The organism is Amazonocrinis nigriterrae CENA67 (assembly GCF_016056305.1).
GTDB lineage: Bacteria > Cyanobacteriota > Cyanobacteriia > Cyanobacteriales > Nostocaceae > Amazonocrinis > Amazonocrinis nigriterrae.
The window spans coordinates 46,418-64,300 of the sequence record NZ_JAECZC010000030.1; the positions used below are offsets into that span (position 1 = coordinate 46,418).

Annotated in this window: 16 protein-coding genes, 1 tRNA gene and 1 pseudogene; 10 read left to right on the plus strand and 8 right to left on the minus strand. The window is 42.8% G+C overall.

The genetic code is table 11. The features are described 5' to 3' along the window. Positions 1 to 822: 822 nt before the first annotated feature. Both I8748_RS16985 and I8748_RS16990 read right to left on the minus strand, forming a co-directional pair. On the minus strand, positions 823 to 1,938 hold the full coding sequence (locus I8748_RS16985) for an ABC transporter permease (RefSeq protein ID WP_198125750.1): 1,116 nt from the start codon (positions 1,936 to 1,938) through the stop codon (positions 823 to 825). A 130-nt stretch (positions 1,939 to 2,068) separates the two neighbouring features. Further along, positions 2,069 to 2,944: an Npun_R2479 family HD domain-containing metalloprotein gene (locus I8748_RS16990; protein WP_198125751.1), complete on the minus strand. Its 876-nt coding sequence runs from the start codon at positions 2,942 to 2,944 to the stop codon at positions 2,069 to 2,071. A 423-nt stretch (positions 2,945 to 3,367) separates the two neighbouring features. Here I8748_RS16990 and I8748_RS16995 point away from each other — a divergent pair, with 423 nt between their 5' ends. The 3 genes from I8748_RS16995 (at position 3,368) to I8748_RS17005 (ending at position 8,277) form a co-directional block, all read left to right on the plus strand. Then, positions 3,368 to 4,885 carry an efflux RND transporter periplasmic adaptor subunit gene (locus tag I8748_RS16995; RefSeq protein ID WP_198125752.1) on the plus strand — a complete coding sequence of 506 codons (1,518 nt, stop codon included), beginning with the start codon at positions 3,368 to 3,370 and terminating at the stop codon, positions 4,883 to 4,885. Between the two features lie 82 nt (positions 4,886 to 4,967). Next, positions 4,968 to 8,087 carry an efflux RND transporter permease subunit gene (locus tag I8748_RS17000; RefSeq protein ID WP_198125753.1) on the plus strand — a complete coding sequence of 1,040 codons (3,120 nt, stop codon included), beginning with the start codon at positions 4,968 to 4,970 and terminating at the stop codon, positions 8,085 to 8,087. A gap of 118 nt (positions 8,088 to 8,205) precedes the next feature. After that, positions 8,206 to 8,277: transfer RNA gene (locus I8748_RS17005), tRNA-Gly, on the plus strand. Positions 8,278 to 8,420: 143 nt separating this feature from the next. Here the strand turns inward: I8748_RS17005 and I8748_RS17010 are convergent. Both I8748_RS17010 and I8748_RS17015 read right to left on the minus strand, forming a co-directional pair. Next, the gene (locus I8748_RS17010; protein ID WP_198125754.1) at positions 8,421 to 9,026 is read right to left on the minus strand and encodes a pyridoxamine 5'-phosphate oxidase family protein; all 606 of its coding nucleotides are present in this window, start codon (positions 9,024 to 9,026) and stop codon (positions 8,421 to 8,423) included. A gap of 9 nt (positions 9,027 to 9,035) precedes the next feature. After that, positions 9,036 to 9,653 (minus strand): glutathione S-transferase family protein, encoded by a 618-nt coding sequence (locus tag I8748_RS17015; protein WP_198125755.1) that lies wholly within the window; start codon positions 9,651 to 9,653, stop codon positions 9,036 to 9,038. 298 nt (positions 9,654 to 9,951) lie between these two features. Between I8748_RS17015 and I8748_RS17020 the strand changes: the two genes are divergently transcribed. Then, complete coding sequence (locus I8748_RS17020) at positions 9,952 to 10,524, plus strand: TetR/AcrR family transcriptional regulator (RefSeq protein WP_198125756.1); 573 nt, start codon at positions 9,952 to 9,954, stop codon at positions 10,522 to 10,524. A gap of 141 nt (positions 10,525 to 10,665) precedes the next feature. Here the strand turns inward: I8748_RS17020 and I8748_RS17025 are convergent, their stop codons facing one another. Next, a complete protein-coding gene (locus I8748_RS17025) occupies positions 10,666 to 11,241 on the minus strand; it encodes a DUF924 family protein (protein WP_198125757.1) in 576 nt (191 codons plus the stop codon). A 5-nt stretch (positions 11,242 to 11,246) separates the two neighbouring features. Continuing rightward, complete coding sequence (locus tag I8748_RS17030) at positions 11,247 to 11,804, minus strand: SRPBCC family protein (protein ID WP_198125758.1); 558 nt, start codon at positions 11,802 to 11,804, stop codon at positions 11,247 to 11,249. Between the two features lie 450 nt (positions 11,805 to 12,254). Between I8748_RS17030 and I8748_RS17035 the strand changes: the two genes are divergently transcribed. The 3 genes and pseudogenes from I8748_RS17035 to I8748_RS35145 all read left to right on the plus strand — a co-directional run. Further along, positions 12,255 to 12,449: a hypothetical protein gene (locus I8748_RS17035; protein WP_096551276.1), complete on the plus strand. Its 195-nt coding sequence runs from the start codon at positions 12,255 to 12,257 to the stop codon at positions 12,447 to 12,449. Positions 12,450 to 12,672: 223 nt separating this feature from the next. Beyond that, the gene (locus I8748_RS17040) at positions 12,673 to 13,020 is read left to right on the plus strand and encodes a cupin domain-containing protein (protein WP_198125759.1); all 348 of its coding nucleotides are present in this window, start codon (positions 12,673 to 12,675) and stop codon (positions 13,018 to 13,020) included. Between the two features lie 51 nt (positions 13,021 to 13,071). Continuing rightward, positions 13,072 to 13,359 (plus strand): annotated as a pseudogene (locus tag I8748_RS35145) (ISKra4-like element ISLesp2 family transposase); the annotation flags it as partial. A gap of 106 nt (positions 13,360 to 13,465) precedes the next feature. On the opposite strand, the gene I8748_RS17050 reads toward I8748_RS35145, so the two are convergent. Then, on the minus strand, positions 13,466 to 14,299 hold the full coding sequence (locus I8748_RS17050; protein WP_198125761.1) for an FkbM family methyltransferase: 834 nt from the start codon (positions 14,297 to 14,299) through the stop codon (positions 13,466 to 13,468). Between the two features lie 245 nt (positions 14,300 to 14,544). On the opposite strand from I8748_RS17050, the gene rd reads away from it, so the two are divergent. From rd to I8748_RS17065, 3 genes are all read left to right on the plus strand, one after another. Next, complete coding sequence (gene rd, locus I8748_RS17055; RefSeq protein WP_198125762.1) at positions 14,545 to 14,709, plus strand: rubredoxin; 165 nt, start codon at positions 14,545 to 14,547, stop codon at positions 14,707 to 14,709. A gap of 51 nt (positions 14,710 to 14,760) precedes the next feature. Then, positions 14,761 to 16,029, plus strand: coding sequence for a BaiN/RdsA family NAD(P)/FAD-dependent oxidoreductase (locus I8748_RS17060; RefSeq protein WP_198125774.1), 1,269 nt, complete (start codon positions 14,761 to 14,763; stop codon positions 16,027 to 16,029). Between the two features lie 129 nt (positions 16,030 to 16,158). Continuing rightward, complete coding sequence (locus I8748_RS17065) at positions 16,159 to 16,710, plus strand: CAP domain-containing protein (RefSeq protein WP_198125763.1); 552 nt, start codon at positions 16,159 to 16,161, stop codon at positions 16,708 to 16,710. A 428-nt stretch (positions 16,711 to 17,138) separates the two neighbouring features. Here I8748_RS17065 and cobJ read toward each other — a convergent pair. Continuing rightward, on the minus strand, positions 17,139 to 17,883 hold a 745-nt coding region (cobJ, locus tag I8748_RS17070; protein ID WP_198125764.1), incomplete at its 5' end, for a precorrin-3B C(17)-methyltransferase.

Here is a 17,883-nt window from a genome sequence, read left to right on the forward strand (position 1 = left end):
GCGCTAGTATTATTTTTCCCTTTTTTAATTTTAGTTTTTGTAGCAAGTAGGTTGCAGGGTAGGGCAAATACATTAAGTAAGAATCGTCTGAAAATAGCTATAAATGGTCATATTTAGTGCGGGGAGCAAGGAAAAATGATTTGTAGCGGTTATTTAGTGAGTTGGAATAATGTCACAATTTGTGACTTTCGAGACAATTTTAGAAACAGAATTGGCAAATATAGCAAAGTGCTGAGGAGCCAGTGCGTTGGGCGGCTAGCCTTCGGCAACGCCAAGGGCGAACGCCGACTTGAAGCATCTGGCGTTGCTGAGTGCTGAGTAGAAAGCAAGTTTAAGACTTACGCTTCGACTGCTATATAAGACGCAAGATGCCAACATGAGCGCTGCTTCACCGGAGTGAACTGTAGGGGCGTACAGCTAGCTGTACGCCCCTACCCATGTATCTGTATCAGTTATTTCGTGAAATGGTATAACAAAAAGATTCCCGACTTCCTAAAGAAGTCAGGAATCTGAGCCTGAACATTTTTAAAATCAAATAGAATAGCTATTCAAGCTTAAGAATTCGTAACAAAGGACAAAAATTACTCTTCCCACTCCCTACTCACCACTCCCTAATTTTTACCAAAAAGGGGAAAAGAAAAAGGGGAAGGGGAAGGTAATTAAAGTTAAAACTTTTCCCCACATGGTATAAAGCCCCTATCTTAATTGCCCAGAATATTAAAATCAGATTTACTAGACAGGTAGTGCGATAAAAATCAGCGTCCATACTTGAAACCCCTATTTTTAAATATAGGTTCCCTTCCCCTTCCCCCTTCCCCTTCTTCATCTGCGTAAACTCCGGGGGTCGAGAACATCCCTAAGACCATCACCTAATAAGTTAAAAGCCAGCACCGTCAAAATAATCAGCACCGCTGGCGGCCAAATTAGCCAAGGTTGCAACACTAAAATAGAAGCATTGCTTGCCACAGAAAGCATGTTGCCCCAAGAGGGGTCTGGTTGTTGAATGCCCAAGCCAATAAGACTGAGTATTGCTTCTGAGCCAATAAAGCTAGGAACTGCAAGAGTAGCGGAGATAATTACATAAGTAGCGGTTTGCGGCAAAACGTGGCGGAGGATAATGTAAAGTGGATTACCGCCCATTGCTCGTGCTGCTTGGACAAATTCCCGCTCTTTAATGGACAATACCTGTCCGCGAATTACCCGTGCTAAACCAGCCCAGCTGATAACTGAAGTAATCAACACAATTAATAAAAAGCGTTGGCTGCTGCTTAGTCCCGCTGGTAAAACTGCGCCCAAGGTGACTAAAAGATAAATACTGGGGAAGGTCATGAGAACTTCTGCCAAGCGCATGATGATGGTGTCAGTCCAACCGCCAAAATAGCCGGAAATGCCTCCTATCAAAAGACCGAGGGGAAAGGTAATCACCACACCAACAATACCGATAAACATGCTAATGCGACCACCATGTAATAGGCGACTGAATTGGTCGCGCCCTTGTTCATCAGTACCCAGGAGGTTTAATTTTGCATCACCACTTGCCCCAAACAAATGCCAATTTAAGGGTATACCTGGGATGATAGTCACTTCTTCCCACTTGGGTGGCAGTGGCAAAACTAGCTGAAACAGTCGATACTCTGACCCCGATACAAAAAAACGCAATGGTGAGGGCTTTTTCAAGTCTACGATCAGTTGGCGATCGCCTGTTTCTAGATCCGTGTTTCCCTGGGTCGTTGGATAAATATGAGGCCCGATAAACTGCCCTGATTGTGAAGTCCAGTAAATTCGAGTTGGTGGCAGTAGCGAACCATTTGGCTGTGAGGCATAAGGATCGTATGGGGCAACGAAATCAGCTGCAATTACCGCCACATAGAAAATTAACAGCAAAATTGCCCCAAACCGCGCCAAAGGATTTTTTTGAAGTCTTTGCCACCAATTCATAATAGTTAGGAGTTATTAGTGATTAGTTATGAGTTATGAACTGTTAATTATGGAACTTTTTTATAATTTATTCTTAACTCTTAATAATTCTTAACTCCTAACTCCTAACTCCTAACTCTCCACTTTCGATTTAACCATGTCGTTGCTCTGCTAAATATAAATGTTCCTCTTGATTTTTTTCATGTTCTACAACAAATACATTCGAGTAGAGATTCGCGACAATTTGTTTTCCTTGTTGTGTCAAAGACAAGTAACGCAGTCCCTCTTTAATGTAGGGATGGACACCATTCCAGTAAAATTTGGCGTAGTTCTTGCGTAAATCGGCAGGTGTCTCATAGCCTAAAACTTTATTCATCCCAGTTTCTTCAAACTCGTAGAACAAAGAAGTAATTTTTCTCAGGTAACGCGGGTCACTTAATTGTCCAATCAAATCAGCAGCACGTACTAAGCCAGCAAAGCTAGTTGTGTCTTGATGATCCTCCGCCACAGGCACGGGAAACCGAGTTAATTCAATATTTCTCTTGATTACCTCAGCATCTATTAACTTGTGACCCCCAAAACGCTCATCAATAAAAAGTTTTGCTCTATCAACATGATAGGGTGTCAAACTGGCATCAGAAGCTCCTGGATGCAGAGGAATCATTCTGCCATTTTTACCAGTGGCATAAAGACCTGCTGCTTCTTGGTCTTGTCGGCAAACTCCTTTAACATAACCGATATCATGACATACCAAGGAAATCATAAAGTGCAACCAGTCTTCACTAGAAACGCCACCTTCGCGGATATGTTTGCCACGTAAAATTTCCTGACCGACAAGGGTAACTAAGACAGAGTGTTCAACATTGTGAAACAGAGCATCGCTATTGGCAATGTTTTCCAACGCCATACTCCCAGCCCAAGCGATGATATCTTGGTAATCATTTTTCAAGCAACCGTATGTCCGACGGTAGCCTTCTCGAATTTGCTTGACAAAAGCATCAATTAAAATTTCAGTGGCATTAAACATATTGGTTGCTCAGGTTGATATCAATTATTTATGGATTATTTGCCAGTTTGTATTAAGTCAGAGTTACCCTGTGGAATTTAAAACAATGCAGATTTCTCATTTGTAGCTTAAGAATGGGTCTGAGCGCTAGTTACTTTCATTGAAAGCAGCGGGAAACTCTATCACAAAGCTGGGTAGTCGAGGTTGCTCTCCCCCGCTGCTTGGGGTATGGGGCATGGGGTATGGAGAATAACGTATGACAACTGACCACTGACAACTGACCACTGACAACCATTTTTTTCATGGTTATGATGATTAAGGATTATTACAGGCAAAATTATTAAACATGAGTCATATTTGATATAAGTAATAATTTTTGAAGTTTGTTAAAAAAATAAATACCAGTAATGGTATTTGCATGGTTTGGAAAGTTGAGGTGTGTCTGTGAGCGATGAAAGTTTTTCAGAGAGCGAGGCAGAAGAACTTGTAAAAGTTGAGGAGGATAGCTTTAAGAGCAAACCGATTAATAAGCAAACCCGCTCTTGGTTGATACCTTTATGTGGGGGTACTGGGTTGGGGATAGCGATCGCCTTGGGCAGTATGGGTATATTAAGTTATCTTCCTGCTCGCCAACAAACAGCGGTAGCAAATAAAGCAGCACCAAAAGTCAACCCAGCGATGACAGTCACTGTGGCGACGGTAGAAAAGACTCGTATTGCTCGTACTCTGAACACGACGGGTACTGTAGCAGCTCGTGATTTGATTCCGGTTTTGCCCCAAGCAAACGGTTTACAAATCAAAATTATCCCCGAAGATGTCAAAGAGGGAAGTTTGATCAAAAAAGGTCAAGTATTGGCAATTCTGGATGATTCCATACTCCAAGCTCAAATTAGCCAAGCCAAAGCAGATGTAGAATCTAAGCAAGCCGATGTAGCATCAAAACAGGCAGATCTAGCATCGAAGCTGGCTAATACTATATCCAATCAAGCGATCGTCCAACAAAGAAAAGCAGATTTAGCTCAAGCACAAGCCAAGCTAGAAGAAGCAGAAAAGAATTTTCGCCGCTATCGACAACTTGCTGTCTCTGGGGGAATTAGTCAGCAAGAACTTGATACTCGCTCTTACACCATGAAAACGGCCAAAGAAACTGTGCGCCTTGCCGAAGAAAATGTGTATAGCGCTCAAGCAAATGTCGGCAGTGCCAGAGCAAATACTTCTAGCGCCGAAGCAAATATCAACAAAGCTAAAGCCGATGTCCGTAGTAGTATAGCGAAGGTGCAACAACTGCAAGCTCAGTTGGGGCAAACCGTGGTACGCGCCCCGGTTTCTGGAATTGTCGCTGAGAAACTAGCAAGAGTAGGAGATGTCACAGGTGTGCCACCACAAACCCAGGTAGGAAATATCATTGGTGGTACACAAAAGTTATTTTCGATTATTCGCGATCAAAGGTTGGAACTGCAAGCGCAGGTTCCAGAAATTCAACTACCCCAGGTAGAAGTTGGTGCATCAGTACAAATTACTTCCGATCTCGATCATCGTGTGCGCTTGCAGGGACGAGTCAGAGATATACAACCACTGGTGAATGATAAAAGACGTGAGGCAACGGTAAAAATTGACTTGCCACCCACAGACTTACTAAAACCTGGAATGTTTGCTCGTGCGGCGATTACTACCAATACAACTATAGCGATCGCAGTGCCGCAAAAGGCAGTACAACCCCAACCAGATGGTAGTGCGATTTTGTTGATCTTATCAGGTGCAGACACAGTACGCGCCCAAAAAGTAGAAGTAGGAGAACCCATCGACGATCGCCTGGTGGAAATCAAAAGTGGTTTGCAGTTGGATGACCGCGTGATAGTTGATGGTGCAGGCTACCTCAAAGAGGGTGACAAAGTGCGAGTTGTTAGTCAAGCAGGGGAGCAGGGGAGCAGGGGAGCAGGGGAGCAGGGGAGAAATAACTAATGATAAATGACAACTGACAACTGACCACTGACCACTGACCACTGACCACTGACCACTGACAGCAATCAATCTCTAAATCTAAATGTCATTCAACATCTCGGCTTGGTCAATTAAAAAACCTGTTCCCACGATACTTTTATTTTTAATTTTGACGGTGGTGGGTTGGTTCTCTTTTATATCTTTAGGGATTGATACTAATCCCAATATTGATGTACCAGCAGTTTCGGTGACAGTCACGCAACCAGGGGCAGGCCCGGCGGAACTTGAATCCCAGATGACGAAAAAAATTGAAGATGCTGTTGCTGGGTTGGGTAATATTGATAACATGATTTCCACTGTCAGCGATGGCAGTTCCAGGACAACGATTAATTTTGTTTTGGGTACAAATAGCGATCGCGCTACCAATGATGTGCGAAATGCGATCGCCCAAATTCGTCAAAGTCTGCCCCAAGACATTAATGATCCCATTGTCCAACGCCTAGATTTTGCTGGCGGCCCAATCATCACCTATGCTGTGAAATCTGATCAGCGTTCTGTAGAAGAATTAAGCAACCTTGTAGACCAAACCATTAGCCGTGCCTTGTTAGCAGTCAAGGGTGTAGCACAAATTAAGCGTGTGGGTGGGGTAGACCGGGAAATTCGGATTAATCTTCATCCAGATCGCTTACAGTCTCTTGGTATTACTGCCACCCAGGTCAACGACCAAATCCGCGCTCTCAATATTAACTTACCTGGTGGACGTGCTGAAGTGGGTGGCAGTGAACAAAGTATCCGTACTCTTGGTAGTGCCAAAAGTGTAAATGTTTTGCAAACCTACGAAATCCTTCTACCACAAGGCGGTTCTGTACCTTTATCCAGCTTGGGCACTGTTGAGGATAAATTTGCTGATGTGCGTCAAGCCGCCCGCTTGAATAATCAGCCTGTGGTAGCTTTTCAGGTGTTGCGTAGTACTGGTAGCGTCACTGTGACAGTGGAAGAAGGAGTGAAAGCCGCAGTCGCACAACTGCAAAAAACTCTACCGCCAGATGTAAGGCTGGATTTAATTTTTACCAGAGCTGATGTTGTCCGCCAATCTTATGACAGCACCATTGATGAATTAATTCAAGCATCGGTGCTGGCAATCTTAGTAATTTTACTGTTTCTACGAGATTGGCGTGCAACATTAATTACCGCTGTTGCCCTACCGCTGTCGATGATTCCGACGTTTGCTGTCCAGCAAGCTTTGGGTTACACCCTCAACAACATGACTTTGTTAGCATTAGCACTGGCAGTAGGCAACTTGGTGGATGATGCCGTTGTGGAAATTGAAAACATGGAACGGCACATGGCTATGGGTAAATCACCTTGGCAAGCTGCTTTTGAGTCTTCTGATGAGGTGGGATTAGCTGTCATGGCTTCTTCAGCAACGATTATTGCTGTGTTTTTGCCTGTTGCTTTTATGGGTGGTATTCCAGGGCAGTTTTTCCAACCCTTTGGTGTGACGGTTGCGGTTTCCACGATTTTTTCCACTTTGGTGGCGCGGATGATTACACCGATGATGGGGGCATATTTGCTGAAACAGAAGCAGCAAACACCTAGTAGCCACGCCAAGATGAGATTAGCCAAACTGTTGAATCTGAAATCCGGCGTTCAGCGCCAGCGCGGCTTTCAGCCTTATAAATGGCTTCTGTTGTCAGCATTACGCCATAGATTGACAACAATAGCGATCGCTTTAGCTTTTTTTATTGCCAGTCTGATGCTGGTGCCTTTGATTCCCAAGGGTTTTGTCGATGAGGGCGACTTTGGTATTTCCACGATTGCCATTGAATTACCTCCTGGTTCTACTTTGGAGGATGTAAATAAAGTTGCTACCCAAACAACAGATTTAATTCGCAACAATCCAGTGGTTGAAAGTGTATTAGCCACAGAAGAAATTAATACTGCTACCCTCACCGTACAGCTAAAACCCAAGTCACAACGGCGCATTTCCCAAAAACAGTTCCAGGAAGAAACACGTCCCTTGTTTGAGCAAATACCAGGAGCTAGAATCAGTTTCCAAAGTCAAAGTCCAGGGGATAGTCGCAAAGGTTTATCAATCGTTCTCAGAAGTGAAAACCCCCAGGCATTATACCAAACTGCTGATGCCCTAGAAAAGCAAATGCGAGACATATCTGGATTAGTGGAAGTTTCTTCTACTGCAAGTTTGGTGAAACCAGAGATAGTAGTTATTCCCAATCCCCAACGGGCGGCAGATTTGGGTGTGACAGTGAGTGCGATCGCTCGTACTGCTTCCCTTGCTACCATTGGCGATAACGACGCGAATTTGGCTAAGTTTAATTTAAGCGATCGGCAAATTCCCATTCGTGTCCAAATTGATCCCCAAGCCCGCACAAATATCAACACCCTGAAAAATCTCCAAGTTCCCAGCCAAAATGGTAGCTTGGTACCTCTTTTAGCAGTTGCAGATATTCGTTTTGGCAGTGGCCCTGCAACCATCAACCGTTATGATCGTGCCCGTCAAGTTGCAGTGGAAGCTAACTTGCAAGGTATTTCTTTGGGTGAGGCAGTACAAGCAGTTAACAACCTACCTGCACTGCAAAACTTACCGCCTGGAGTTGCACAGCAACCTTCTGGTAGCGCCAAAATTATGCAGGATATTTTCACTCGCTTTGGTGGCGCACTGGCCCTAGCAGTCATGTGCATCTATGCAATTCTCGTTTTGCTGTATAACAACTTTTTGCATCCGGTGTCGATTATGGCGGCGTTGCCATTTTGTCTAGGCGGCGCACTGGTAGGGTTAATGGTTGCCCAAAAACCTTTGGGTATTTATGCGTTAATTGGTATCGTCTTGTTATTGGGGATTGTCACTAAAAACTCCATTCTCTTGGTGGACTATACAATCATCAACATGCAAGAAGGAAAATCCCAGCGTCATGCGCTGATAGAAGCTGGTGTGTCGCGTCTGCGCCCAATTATGATGACTTCTTTAGCAACAATTGCTGGTACTTTGCCCTTAGCATTGGGTATTGGTACAGGTTCCGAAGTCCGTCAACCGATGGGAATTGCTATCATGGGTGGTTTCACAACTTCTACTTTGCTGACATTGATAGTTGTGCCAGTGATATTTACCTATTTTGATGATTTCCAGAACTGGATTTTGAATACATTGCGCTACGGTTTTCGTAAACAGCGATCGCCCCACTCTGCTGAGGAACTTAATTAAGAAAGTCAGATTGTGTCTTTTTTAGTTTAAGATTTTTTACCACTAAGGCATTAAGACACTAAGGATTTTCAAGTCGTGATATAATACCGGATGGTCTTAGTTAAACCAAAAGCTATTCGCGGGTGTAGTTCAGTGGTAGAATCTTTGCTTCCCAAGCAAACTGTCGTGGGTTCGAGTCCCATCACCCGCTTTGAAGAAAAATTTTGCTCATTTATAGCAGTCAAAGCATAGTTTAGGACAGTGCTGATTGCTCAAAGCCAATAGGTAAATTGATTTCTACTCAACAACGTCACATGCAAAGGCTGTCAGCAAAGCCGACGACAGTCGCCTCAATCAGCATTCAGCACTTTGCTTTAACTGCTGTTCTAATTCAACAATCCGATTTTTTAAAGGAGCCATCATTGCTTCAACTTCTGTTTCGGAATAGCGGATGGGAATGTGTTGCGGACAGTTCTCGCTTGTTGCTTCGACATGAAATATAATAGCCCGTTCCACTTGCGCGGGATAATCAGGAACTCGAAGTTGCTCAAGTAAGTTGGATTCGCCTTCAATGTATTCGGCTCTACCCCAAATCTTGATACGTTTGCGATGACGATAATCCATCAAAAATAGAAACGCTCTATCATTACCGGATAGATTGCCAACGGTAATGTATTGTACATTACCTGAAAAATCAGCAAAGCCTAGTGTTTTTTCATCTAGCACCTTGAGGAAACCTGGTGGCCCTCCCCGAAATTGAATGTAGGGGTAGCCATTGGAACTGACCGTTCCCAGGTAAAATCCTTCGAGTTGAGCAATAAATTCTGCAATCTTGGGAGTGACGGTATCATTAGCAGAACCATTGGCGATATAACGTTCATAGGTCTGCCGTGAGCCTCGCTGTTCCTGTGCTGCTTTGACTTCTGGAGTGAAAGCAATTTCGCCAAATTTACGTGGCATGATGTCCTCCTATGCTGCAACTGGCGCTTCAATGCCAATCATCCCCACAAAACCAGGAAGATGTTTGACGCGATCAATCCAAGCCAGCACGTTGGCATAGGGAGTAAGGTCGATTTTGCCATCGCCAGCCAAGGCAACGTAGGGAAAGACTGCCACATCGGCGATTGTCGGATGCCCTAACTCTAGCCATTGTTGATTGACCAAATGGTCATTCAATTGGGTCAAAATGAACTCAGATTTTTGAATCGCCCGCTCCAGATTGATGCTAGTAGCTTTAAATAAGTGGTATAAACGGGCTGATTCTGGCCCCTGTCGTACTTCTCCTGCGGTTGTGGACAGCCAACGTACCACCCGACTTATTGCTTCTGCCTCTAACGGCAACCATGATTGACTACCATACTGCCGTGCTAGATACACCAGAATTGCTTGAGCATCTGCCAGCACTGTGTTGCCATCTACTAACAGTGGTACTTGTCCAAAAGGATTCAATGCTAAGAAGTCTGGTTGCTTGTGCGCTCCTGCCATCAAATCGACTTTGATCCATTCATAGTCTAAACCCAGCAGAGACAGCATTAGTTTTACTTTGTAGCTATTACCAGACAGTTCGTGACCATAAAGCTTAATCATGAGTTAATCCTCCAGATGGGATGAATACAAATTGCTAAAGAAGGGACAGTCAGTCGGGAGTGATTCACGCTCTAGTGATGGTAGAAGCGCGATCGCACTTGAAGAAGGCAGCTATGCTGGAGGCAGAGGGCAGAAGGTTCCGTTCAGGAGGGGTCTGAATCCCCTTCTGAACGGTAGCCACCAAATTTTCTATTTGGTGGGGGTCTTAAACCCCATTCTTTGTACCGTTCGTTCGGTATAGAAATACTTTACCGAACGAACGGTACAATGTCAATAGGTCAGTTTTAAAAATCAAAAAATGCCTAAAGAAACTTATATTCCATGTCTTTTGCGTCTGTTTCGGCAATATGGCTACGATGGTGCTACCTTATCCAAAATTTCTGAAGCAACGGGCTTGGGTAAAGCCAGCCTCTACCATCATTTCCCTGGTGGTAAAGATGAGATGGTGAAGACGGTGCTGGATTATATTGAACAGTGGTTAGCCAAAAATATTTTGCCGACACTCCACAGTGAAGGGGATGCGCTCTCCAGGTTGCAATGTATGTGCGATCGCCTCAATGAACTCTATGAAGGAGGACAGCAACCTTGTCTATTTGCTATTTTGTTGCTTGGTTCGGCGCGTGATGTGTTTCATAATCAAGTCAAAGCAGTTTTACACACCTGGATTGATGCGATCGCTGGTGTCTTAATCGAAGCGGGGATAAATCAAAAACTTGCCCACCACCGGGGAGAAGATGCGGCGATTATGATTCAGGGGGCATTAATTCTATCTCAAGGGTTAGATGATCCATCTGTTTTTCAAAGGGTAATTCAGCGATTACCAGAAGACCTTTGCCGGATTGAGTATAGCAGGGAACAGGAACAGGCTTGAAAACCTCTTAATGCCAGATTTTTATGATTCATTTACGTTAAACCACTCCCTCCCTCAAAGCAATAATTCTCAATGTAGGTAATTTCTAGAGTGGGAAGGGAGTGATTACGTTAACCTTGTTACTGCTGAATCAGTTTTATGCTAAAACGTTGAACCAGGCTGTTGCAAAAACTCCTTTTCTTCTGGAGTTGAAGCACGTCCTAAAATGCTGTTGCGATGAGGAAAGCGTCCAAAACGCTCAATGATTTGCATGTGACTAAATGCATAGTCAATTACCCCAGCACTATCAGGATCGTCACTGAGTCGCTGAAATAGTTTCACACACTGACGCTGATGATCTAGGTTTTCACTGTGTTCAAAGGGCAAGTAGATAAACCAGCGTTGCACAGGCAATAATTGGTGGTCATAGCTTTGTGCTACGGCGTGTTGGGCTGCTGAAAGCGCTTCCCAGTCAGTAGCAAAGGCATCGGGAGTACCACGAAACATATTTCTAGGAAACTGATCTAGCAGCAGAATCAGGGCCAGACAGGATTCAGGTGAATCGATCCAGTCGTCTAGATATCCTGCTGCTGCTTTTTGGTAATCTTCAAGAAACAAATCTCGGAGTTTCTCGTCAAATTCTGGTGTTTTCTTAAACCAGTAAGGCTTTGGTTTTCCATAATCTATTTCTTGAGGATGACCAAACCAAAATCCCAAAATAGTTTGTGCCTGTGTCATTGTTTTTATTGAACCTTACACAGAACTTGTCGCATTTTACGCATATTTGTAGGCAATTCAAAGTTCATGGCTTGTTGAATGAAAATTGAAGGTATGGGAATATTAGGTGTAGCTTGCACGTTATACGCCAGCAAAGTGCCATTGCCACAATCTTTTAGCTCTACATTGGCACTAAAGTCGAGAAAAGTCCCTTTCTCCATGCGGAATTGAATTTGTTGCCCAAGGACTTCTACAACATTGAGGTAAATTTCGACTTGCGCTGTGAAAAATAAAAAAGCTTTGTGTGCAACTTGATACAGACGTTTGGCTTCACCTCTATGTAAGACTTCGCTTTTGGTGATATCAGGAAAATACTGTACCCAACGAGGGTAATCAGTTAGTTGCTGCCATACATGCGATCGCACTAGCGGTAAATACATACAAGCTGTAACAGCACCACCCCAAGCTGTATGCGATTGCGTTTGCACCAAAATTTCACCCTGCATCAGCAATTTTTGCTGGTCATGACTCAAAGCCATATCCGAACCTATGATAATTGGATCTGAAATAGAAGACACAGACATATTGCTTGTTCTTACTCCTCAACTTACCCACCTTCTTACAATTGGAACTACAAACCCTAAAACAGGATTTCGTCCAACCCACTCAAATTCTAGTTCCAGTCCAATATACAAATTATCTGGAACCAATCATTGACTTAGGATTATTTCAGTAAGTTTACTTGAAAAAATGTATTTGCTATAACAATTTACAGAATCTACACTTAAGTAGGTCTGAAGCTAGCAGACTTTTTAATGAAAAATTTTATCTATGAGAGCTAGAATGGCACAAACACCATATCATATGCAAGGTGTATTACTCCTAAATATTGACATGCAGTCAATTTTATCGAAATTTATTCTTTGTATCAGGTAAAATTTCTGGCTATTACTTGTTCGTATTTTTGTACTATTAATTATTTGGTAGAAACTTTATTTTAAAAAAAAGTAAATTTTTGTTAAGAGGGAAACAAGGTGAAACAATCTTCTTTGAACCGCATATTAACCCAAGGTTTTGGCGTATTACTTGGCATTGGTATAGCCGTATGGGTACTTAGGGGCTTTGGTATTCTGACGTTTATTCCCGGCGGAGTGATTTGGTTGCTTTTTCTGGGGGCGATCGCCACAGGGCTGATCAGTTACGCCCAAAAAACCTGGTGGCGTTTTTAATCTGATTTTTCTTGAGAAAAACATCCTAGGAAAGCGATTCCATTCCTATGGATGTTAAAAGATAGAAATGGGCGTATCTAGCCTTTGGGGGAGAGAAACTAAGGACATCATATCTAGGTTGTGTAGGTTTGGTTGTTTTTTCCATAGAGCGAACGGTTGTGGTAATGTGAAGCGAGTGAATAATATTCATTCACTCTCAATCATTGCATGATGGATATATCTTATGCCTGGGCAAATATTTATCAACACAATTGAGCAGCCGTGGGTTGATTTGACTCAATTTCCCGGAACTCAGTTTTTACCATTAGCAGAACCTGTTCCAGAGGGGTCAATTCATCGTTTGAAAATGAGTGCTGGAACTACAATTCCAGTTCACATCCATTTATGTGATGAGTATGTTTACATACTTGCTGGGGTAGTGGAAACTGGAGGAATAACATCCTCTGCGGGAACCTTTTGGTTTACCCCTGCCAACACTCGCCAGGGGCCGCACAAAGCCATAACAGACGTTGAACTCCTAACAATTCGCCTGGGAGCAATGGGAACGTTTGAATTCGATTCCGATTTATAAGGGTGTAAGTTTTTCTATTAACGCAATACCAAATTGAACAACTGTTTCCAAGAATTGAATTGGTTAAGCAAGTCTCAAAACACCTCTCCAGCAACTCAAACCATTTTGCGCCAAGTGCGAGACTACTTAAACACTCACTTCAAACACATTCAGTATCGCACTTTTAAGAAACTAGGTTTGCCTATTGGCTCCGGTATGGTTGAAAGTGTTTGTAAATGGTTAATTCAACAACGTTTCAAAGGTGTGGGAATGCATTGGAGTGAGGATGGATTCAATCACCTTTTACATTTGCGTTTAGCCTGGGTGAATCAACGGTTTGATACTTTGTTCAACGATTATATGCACCCGATAGAAATATTTTTTATGATCAGGGATGACCAGGGACATCTACCCTACTTTACTGGAGACTATAAAGCTCAAAATAATCGCTGCTTTGCTAATAAGATTATTCCATTTTGCAATAAATCTCCATGTACCTTAAATTAGTACTTTGAATCAAATCAATGATTCCTCTATGGTCTAACCAACTATCCAATTCAAAATTTTTCGTGTCACCTAAAACATAATTAAACAAAGCTTTATTTTCTATTTGAAACAAATACGAAATACTCTCTATTGTTTCCTCAATGAATTCTGGGAGATTAGACTCAAAACTGACTAGTTTTACTTTGGAAGATAGTCCTTTCAATACTTCTAATTCATATCCTTCAACATCTATTTTTATGTAGATTGGGATACCAAACTCATGAATTAGAGAATCAAGGGTAGTAGTCTGTATTTCATAAGTTTCCGGAGAAGCAGAAAATGGAGCTAAGTTTCTATTATTTGTGGTTGCTAAGAACGTCCTCCATTTGCTACTGAAAGTACTCAATGCCGGATTTTCTAGATGGGTGTATATTTTCTCTACGCTAACTTTACTACTAACTGCTTTGTCAACTATAGTTACTTGTTTATTTTTGTTAAATCTTTTTCTTAAGACCTTTACATTTCTAGGATCAGGCTCTACAACTATAACTTTACACCCTAATTGGGAATAAATCTCTGCTTTCAAACCAACATTTGCACCTATATCAAATACAAGGTTATTGGTATCTACAAGGTTACTCTCAACTAACAGACTTTGATTAAATTGCAAAGCTTTTTTATCTCTTTCTATCAAATGAGATTCAAAAATAGCAGTGTATATGTGATGCAAATAAGATCCTGGATAATAATATTTATCAAAAAAAGCGGTTTTTTTGATAATTTTTTTAATTTGCTTTATAAAAATATTTGACATTAGGCCCTTTATCAATTGTGAAAAATGTAATATTTTTATTTGATTAAGCTAATTTGACTCCAGCCGAAAATCTCTGAAAAATCTTTTGCCTGATTGCAAGACTTTCTGCCTTAAAATAGATGATAATATTCTTAAATTACAATTTTTCACTAAAAATTGTAAAGTATCTATTGCAACTTTTTCATAGCAGTCATAGAAGTATGTAATAGAAAAGCAAGGTAGACGATTAACCAGGGGTCAGCAATATGGAAAAGTATGTATGTGGCGTGTGCGGCTATGAATACGACCCAGAAGTAGGTGATCCAGATAGCGGGATAGAGCCAGGAACACCCTTTGAAGAAATACCAGAGGATTGGGTATGTCCAGTTTGCGGCGCAACAAAAGATCAATTTGAACCAGCCGAAGTGTGAAGATAACGGCTAGCCTAGAAAGTAGCTGCTATAGAAGAGACGTTTTTGAACTTGTTGCCGTTAAAAATTGTAGTTATTGGGGGTGGGGCTGCGGGATTTTTTGGCGCGATCGCTTGTGCGAAAGTCAATCCTCAAGCTCAAGTTACTTTACTCGAAGCTAGCCGTCAACCGCTGGCTAAAGTTCGGATTTCTGGCGGAGGACGCTGCAATGTCACTCATGCTTGCTTTGAACCATCTGGGTTAGTACAAAATTATCCCAGAGGAGGAAAAGCCCTAAGAGGTGCTTTTAGCCGCTTTCAAGCTAAAGATACAGTAACTTGGTTTGCTCTCCACGGAGTACCGTTAAAAACTGAAGCTGATGGGCGGATGTTTCCCATTACAGATAGTTCAGAAACCGTTGTCAACTGTCTGATGAAGGCGGCTAAAGCCGCTGGAGTAGAACTTTGCACAGGAACACCTGTTGTTTCGGTGAAGCGACTACCCAGCAAGGAATTTGAGATTATTCTCAAGTCGGGAGAAATTAAAAAGTGCGATCGCTTGCTTTTAGCCACAGGTAGCAATCCAGTGGGTTATAGAATAGCTCAAGAGTTTGGTCATCAAATAGAACCGCCTGTCCCTTCACTATTTACCTTTAACATTAAAGACCCACATCTTAGGGCATTAGCTGGAGTTAGCGTTAACCCTGTGCGGTTGCGGTTGTCTGTTCCAGAAAAGCCCCAACTAGAACAAACCGGGCCATTGTTAATCACCCATTGGGGTTTGAGTGGCCCAGCTGTGCTAAAGCTTTCAGCTTGGGGTGCAAGACTTTTGCACGAAAACCGCTATCAAGCTACATTATCAATCAATTGGCTGCCCGATTTGCAGCATGAACTGGTGCGGCAAAAAATTTTAGCAGTGAAGACCGAATGGCCAAATAAAGCGATCGCACTACATCGAGGAGTAGACCTACCCCATCGCCTTTGGCAATATATTATCACCCGTGTAGGTATTACTATGGAAGATCGCTGGGCAGGACTATCTAACAAAACATTAAATCGGCTAGTACAAGAACTGACTCAGGGACAACATTTAATTACTGGTAAAGGAGTTTTTAAAGAAGAATTTGTGACTTGTGGTGGTGTCAACCTGAAAGAGGTGAACTTCAAAACCATGGAAAGTAAATTAGTTCCTGGTCTTTACTTTGCCGGAGAAATCTTAGATATTGACGGCATTACCGGTGGTTTTAACTTCCAAAGCGCTTGGACAACAGCGTATTTAGCCGGGAATGCAATGGGAGATGGGGAGATGGGGGGATGGGGGGATAAAGAAAATGACAACTGACAACTGATTGACCAAAGATTTGCCAAAATGACCTAAATTTATGAATCTTGAATAGTATCCTGTTATATATTTTAGGAACTCGAAGGTAGAGTATAGGTCTAATTAAGTATATACATTGCGTAATTCTTCATGTTCCGACAACCTGCTTTTGGCATAGCTATAAGTACGCTTGTCCTTGCTAGTGGATTAATGACTACTCCTATACCAAGTCATAGTTCTACAAAACAAAACACTGACAATCAATCGTTATCGATTCCTTCAAATCAGGTTGCAACATCTACTGCTAGTTTTCAAACTACTGCTTTAGAAAAATCAGTTTTTGAGCAAATTAATCGATATCGGGTTTCTCATAAACTGCCGAAGTTAAAGCTAAATGCCAATATCACTCGACAGGCAAGGATTCATAGTCAAAATATGGCTAGGGGTAAAGCCCCATTTAGTCATAAGGGATTTGAACAACGAGTCGCAGCTATTCACCTTGGCTACAACAGTGCAGCAGAAAACCTCGCTTTTAATCAGGGATATAGCAATCCTGCAAACCAAGCAGTTATTGGTTGGCTGGAAAGTCCCGGTCATTTGAACAATATTAAAGGCAATTACAACTTAACTGGGATTGGTGTTGCCGCTAACAAGCAAGGAGAAGTCTACCTGACGCAAATTTTCCTTCACTCCACTAAGTGAACGTGAGTTCGATGAACCTCTCCCTCCCGGCCTCCCTCTCCTAAAAGGCCTACGGTGTACACACTTTGTCTAAATTTGAAATGAAATCTGGGTTTTACCCCACCCTAACCCTCCCCTTATAAAGGGGAGCCACTGCGTTGGGCGGCTCTGCCGACTTGTAGCAAGTGGCGTGAGGGAACTAGATTTTCAATTTTTCCCCCCTTGATAAGGGGAGCCACTGCGTTGGGCGGCTCTGCCGACTTGTAGCAAGTGGCGTGGGATTAAGGGGGGTAATACGACTTGTGTGTACACGGTAGCCTAAAAGGCGAGGGAGGAAAAACGAAAAAATCACGGTTTTACTCCCCTCTCCTCGTAGGAGAGGGGCCGGGGGAGAGGTCAAAACAGCGCTTGTCGAACTCACGTTAAAAAACATTGACTGTGGCAAAGACTCAGCACTCAGCACTCAGCACTTTGCTATATCGACGGGATGTATAGACTGAAATAGTACCATCACTCCGCTCAATAGTCCGGGTCTGGGTTGAACCAACAAGAATAATTGTCCGCATATCGGCGGCGGCTGGTGCTAATTCCTCAAGAGTAATCACTTTTACTGTTTGCCCTGGCCTACCGAGATTCCGTGCCAGCACCACCGGAGTATCAGGTGTTCTGTACTGTAATAAAATATTCCTGGCTGCTGTTAGTTGCCAAGTGCGTTCTTTGGAAACAGGATTATAAAATGCGATCGCAAAATCAGCTTGAGCAGCAGCAGCAATTCGTTGTTCGATAATTGACCAAGGTTTCAAAATGTCAGATAGAGAAATGGCACAAAAGTCATGTCCCAAGGGTGCGCCAACAGCAGCAGCAGCGGCTTGCATTGCCGAAATTCCTGGTGCAACATGAATGTCAATGCTGTCCCATTCTGGTTTAGCGTGGTGGTCTAGTACCTCAAACACCGCTGCTGCCATTGCATAAATTCCAGGGTCGCCAGAAGAAACAATTACGACATATCGCCCTTGTGTTGCCAAATCCAGCGCCATTGTTGCCCGTGCTATTTCTTCTCGGTTGTCTGACTCATGCCTGCGCTTGCCATCAGCGAGATTACCAACTAAATCTAGATATGTTTTATACCCAACTAAGTCAGTTGCAGATTTGAGTATCTCCTTGACTTCCGGTGACATCCACTCAGACGCACCC

Bases quoted from the DNA above. Each gene is read 5' to 3' on its own strand.
- I8748_RS16985 (WP_198125750.1), bottom strand. From the start codon at position 1,938: ATGAATTGGTGGCAAAGACTTCAAAAAAATCCTTTGGCGCGGTTTGGG.
- I8748_RS16990 (WP_198125751.1), bottom strand. From the start codon at position 2,944: ATGTTTAATGCCACTGAAATTTTAATTGATGCTTTTGTCAAGCAAATT.
- I8748_RS17000 (WP_198125753.1), top strand. From the start codon at position 4,968: ATGTCATTCAACATCTCGGCTTGGTCAATTAAAAAACCTGTTCCCACG.
- I8748_RS17010 (WP_198125754.1), bottom strand. From the start codon at position 9,026: ATGCCACGTAAATTTGGCGAAATTGCTTTCACTCCAGAAGTCAAAGCA.
- I8748_RS17015 (WP_198125755.1), bottom strand. From the start codon at position 9,653: ATGATTAAGCTTTATGGTCACGAACTGTCTGGTAATAGCTACAAAGTA.
- I8748_RS17020 (WP_198125756.1), top strand. From the start codon at position 9,952: ATGCCTAAAGAAACTTATATTCCATGTCTTTTGCGTCTGTTTCGGCAA.
- I8748_RS17025 (WP_198125757.1), bottom strand. From the start codon at position 11,241: ATGACACAGGCACAAACTATTTTGGGATTTTGGTTTGGTCATCCTCAA.
- I8748_RS17030 (WP_198125758.1), bottom strand. From the start codon at position 11,804: ATGTCTGTGTCTTCTATTTCAGATCCAATTATCATAGGTTCGGATATG.
- I8748_RS17040 (WP_198125759.1), top strand. From the start codon at position 12,673: ATGCCTGGGCAAATATTTATCAACACAATTGAGCAGCCGTGGGTTGAT.
- I8748_RS17050 (WP_198125761.1), bottom strand. From the start codon at position 14,299: ATGTCAAATATTTTTATAAAGCAAATTAAAAAAATTATCAAAAAAACC.
- rd (WP_198125762.1), top strand. From the start codon at position 14,545: ATGGAAAAGTATGTATGTGGCGTGTGCGGCTATGAATACGACCCAGAA.
- I8748_RS17065 (WP_198125763.1), top strand. From the start codon at position 16,159: ATGTTCCGACAACCTGCTTTTGGCATAGCTATAAGTACGCTTGTCCTT.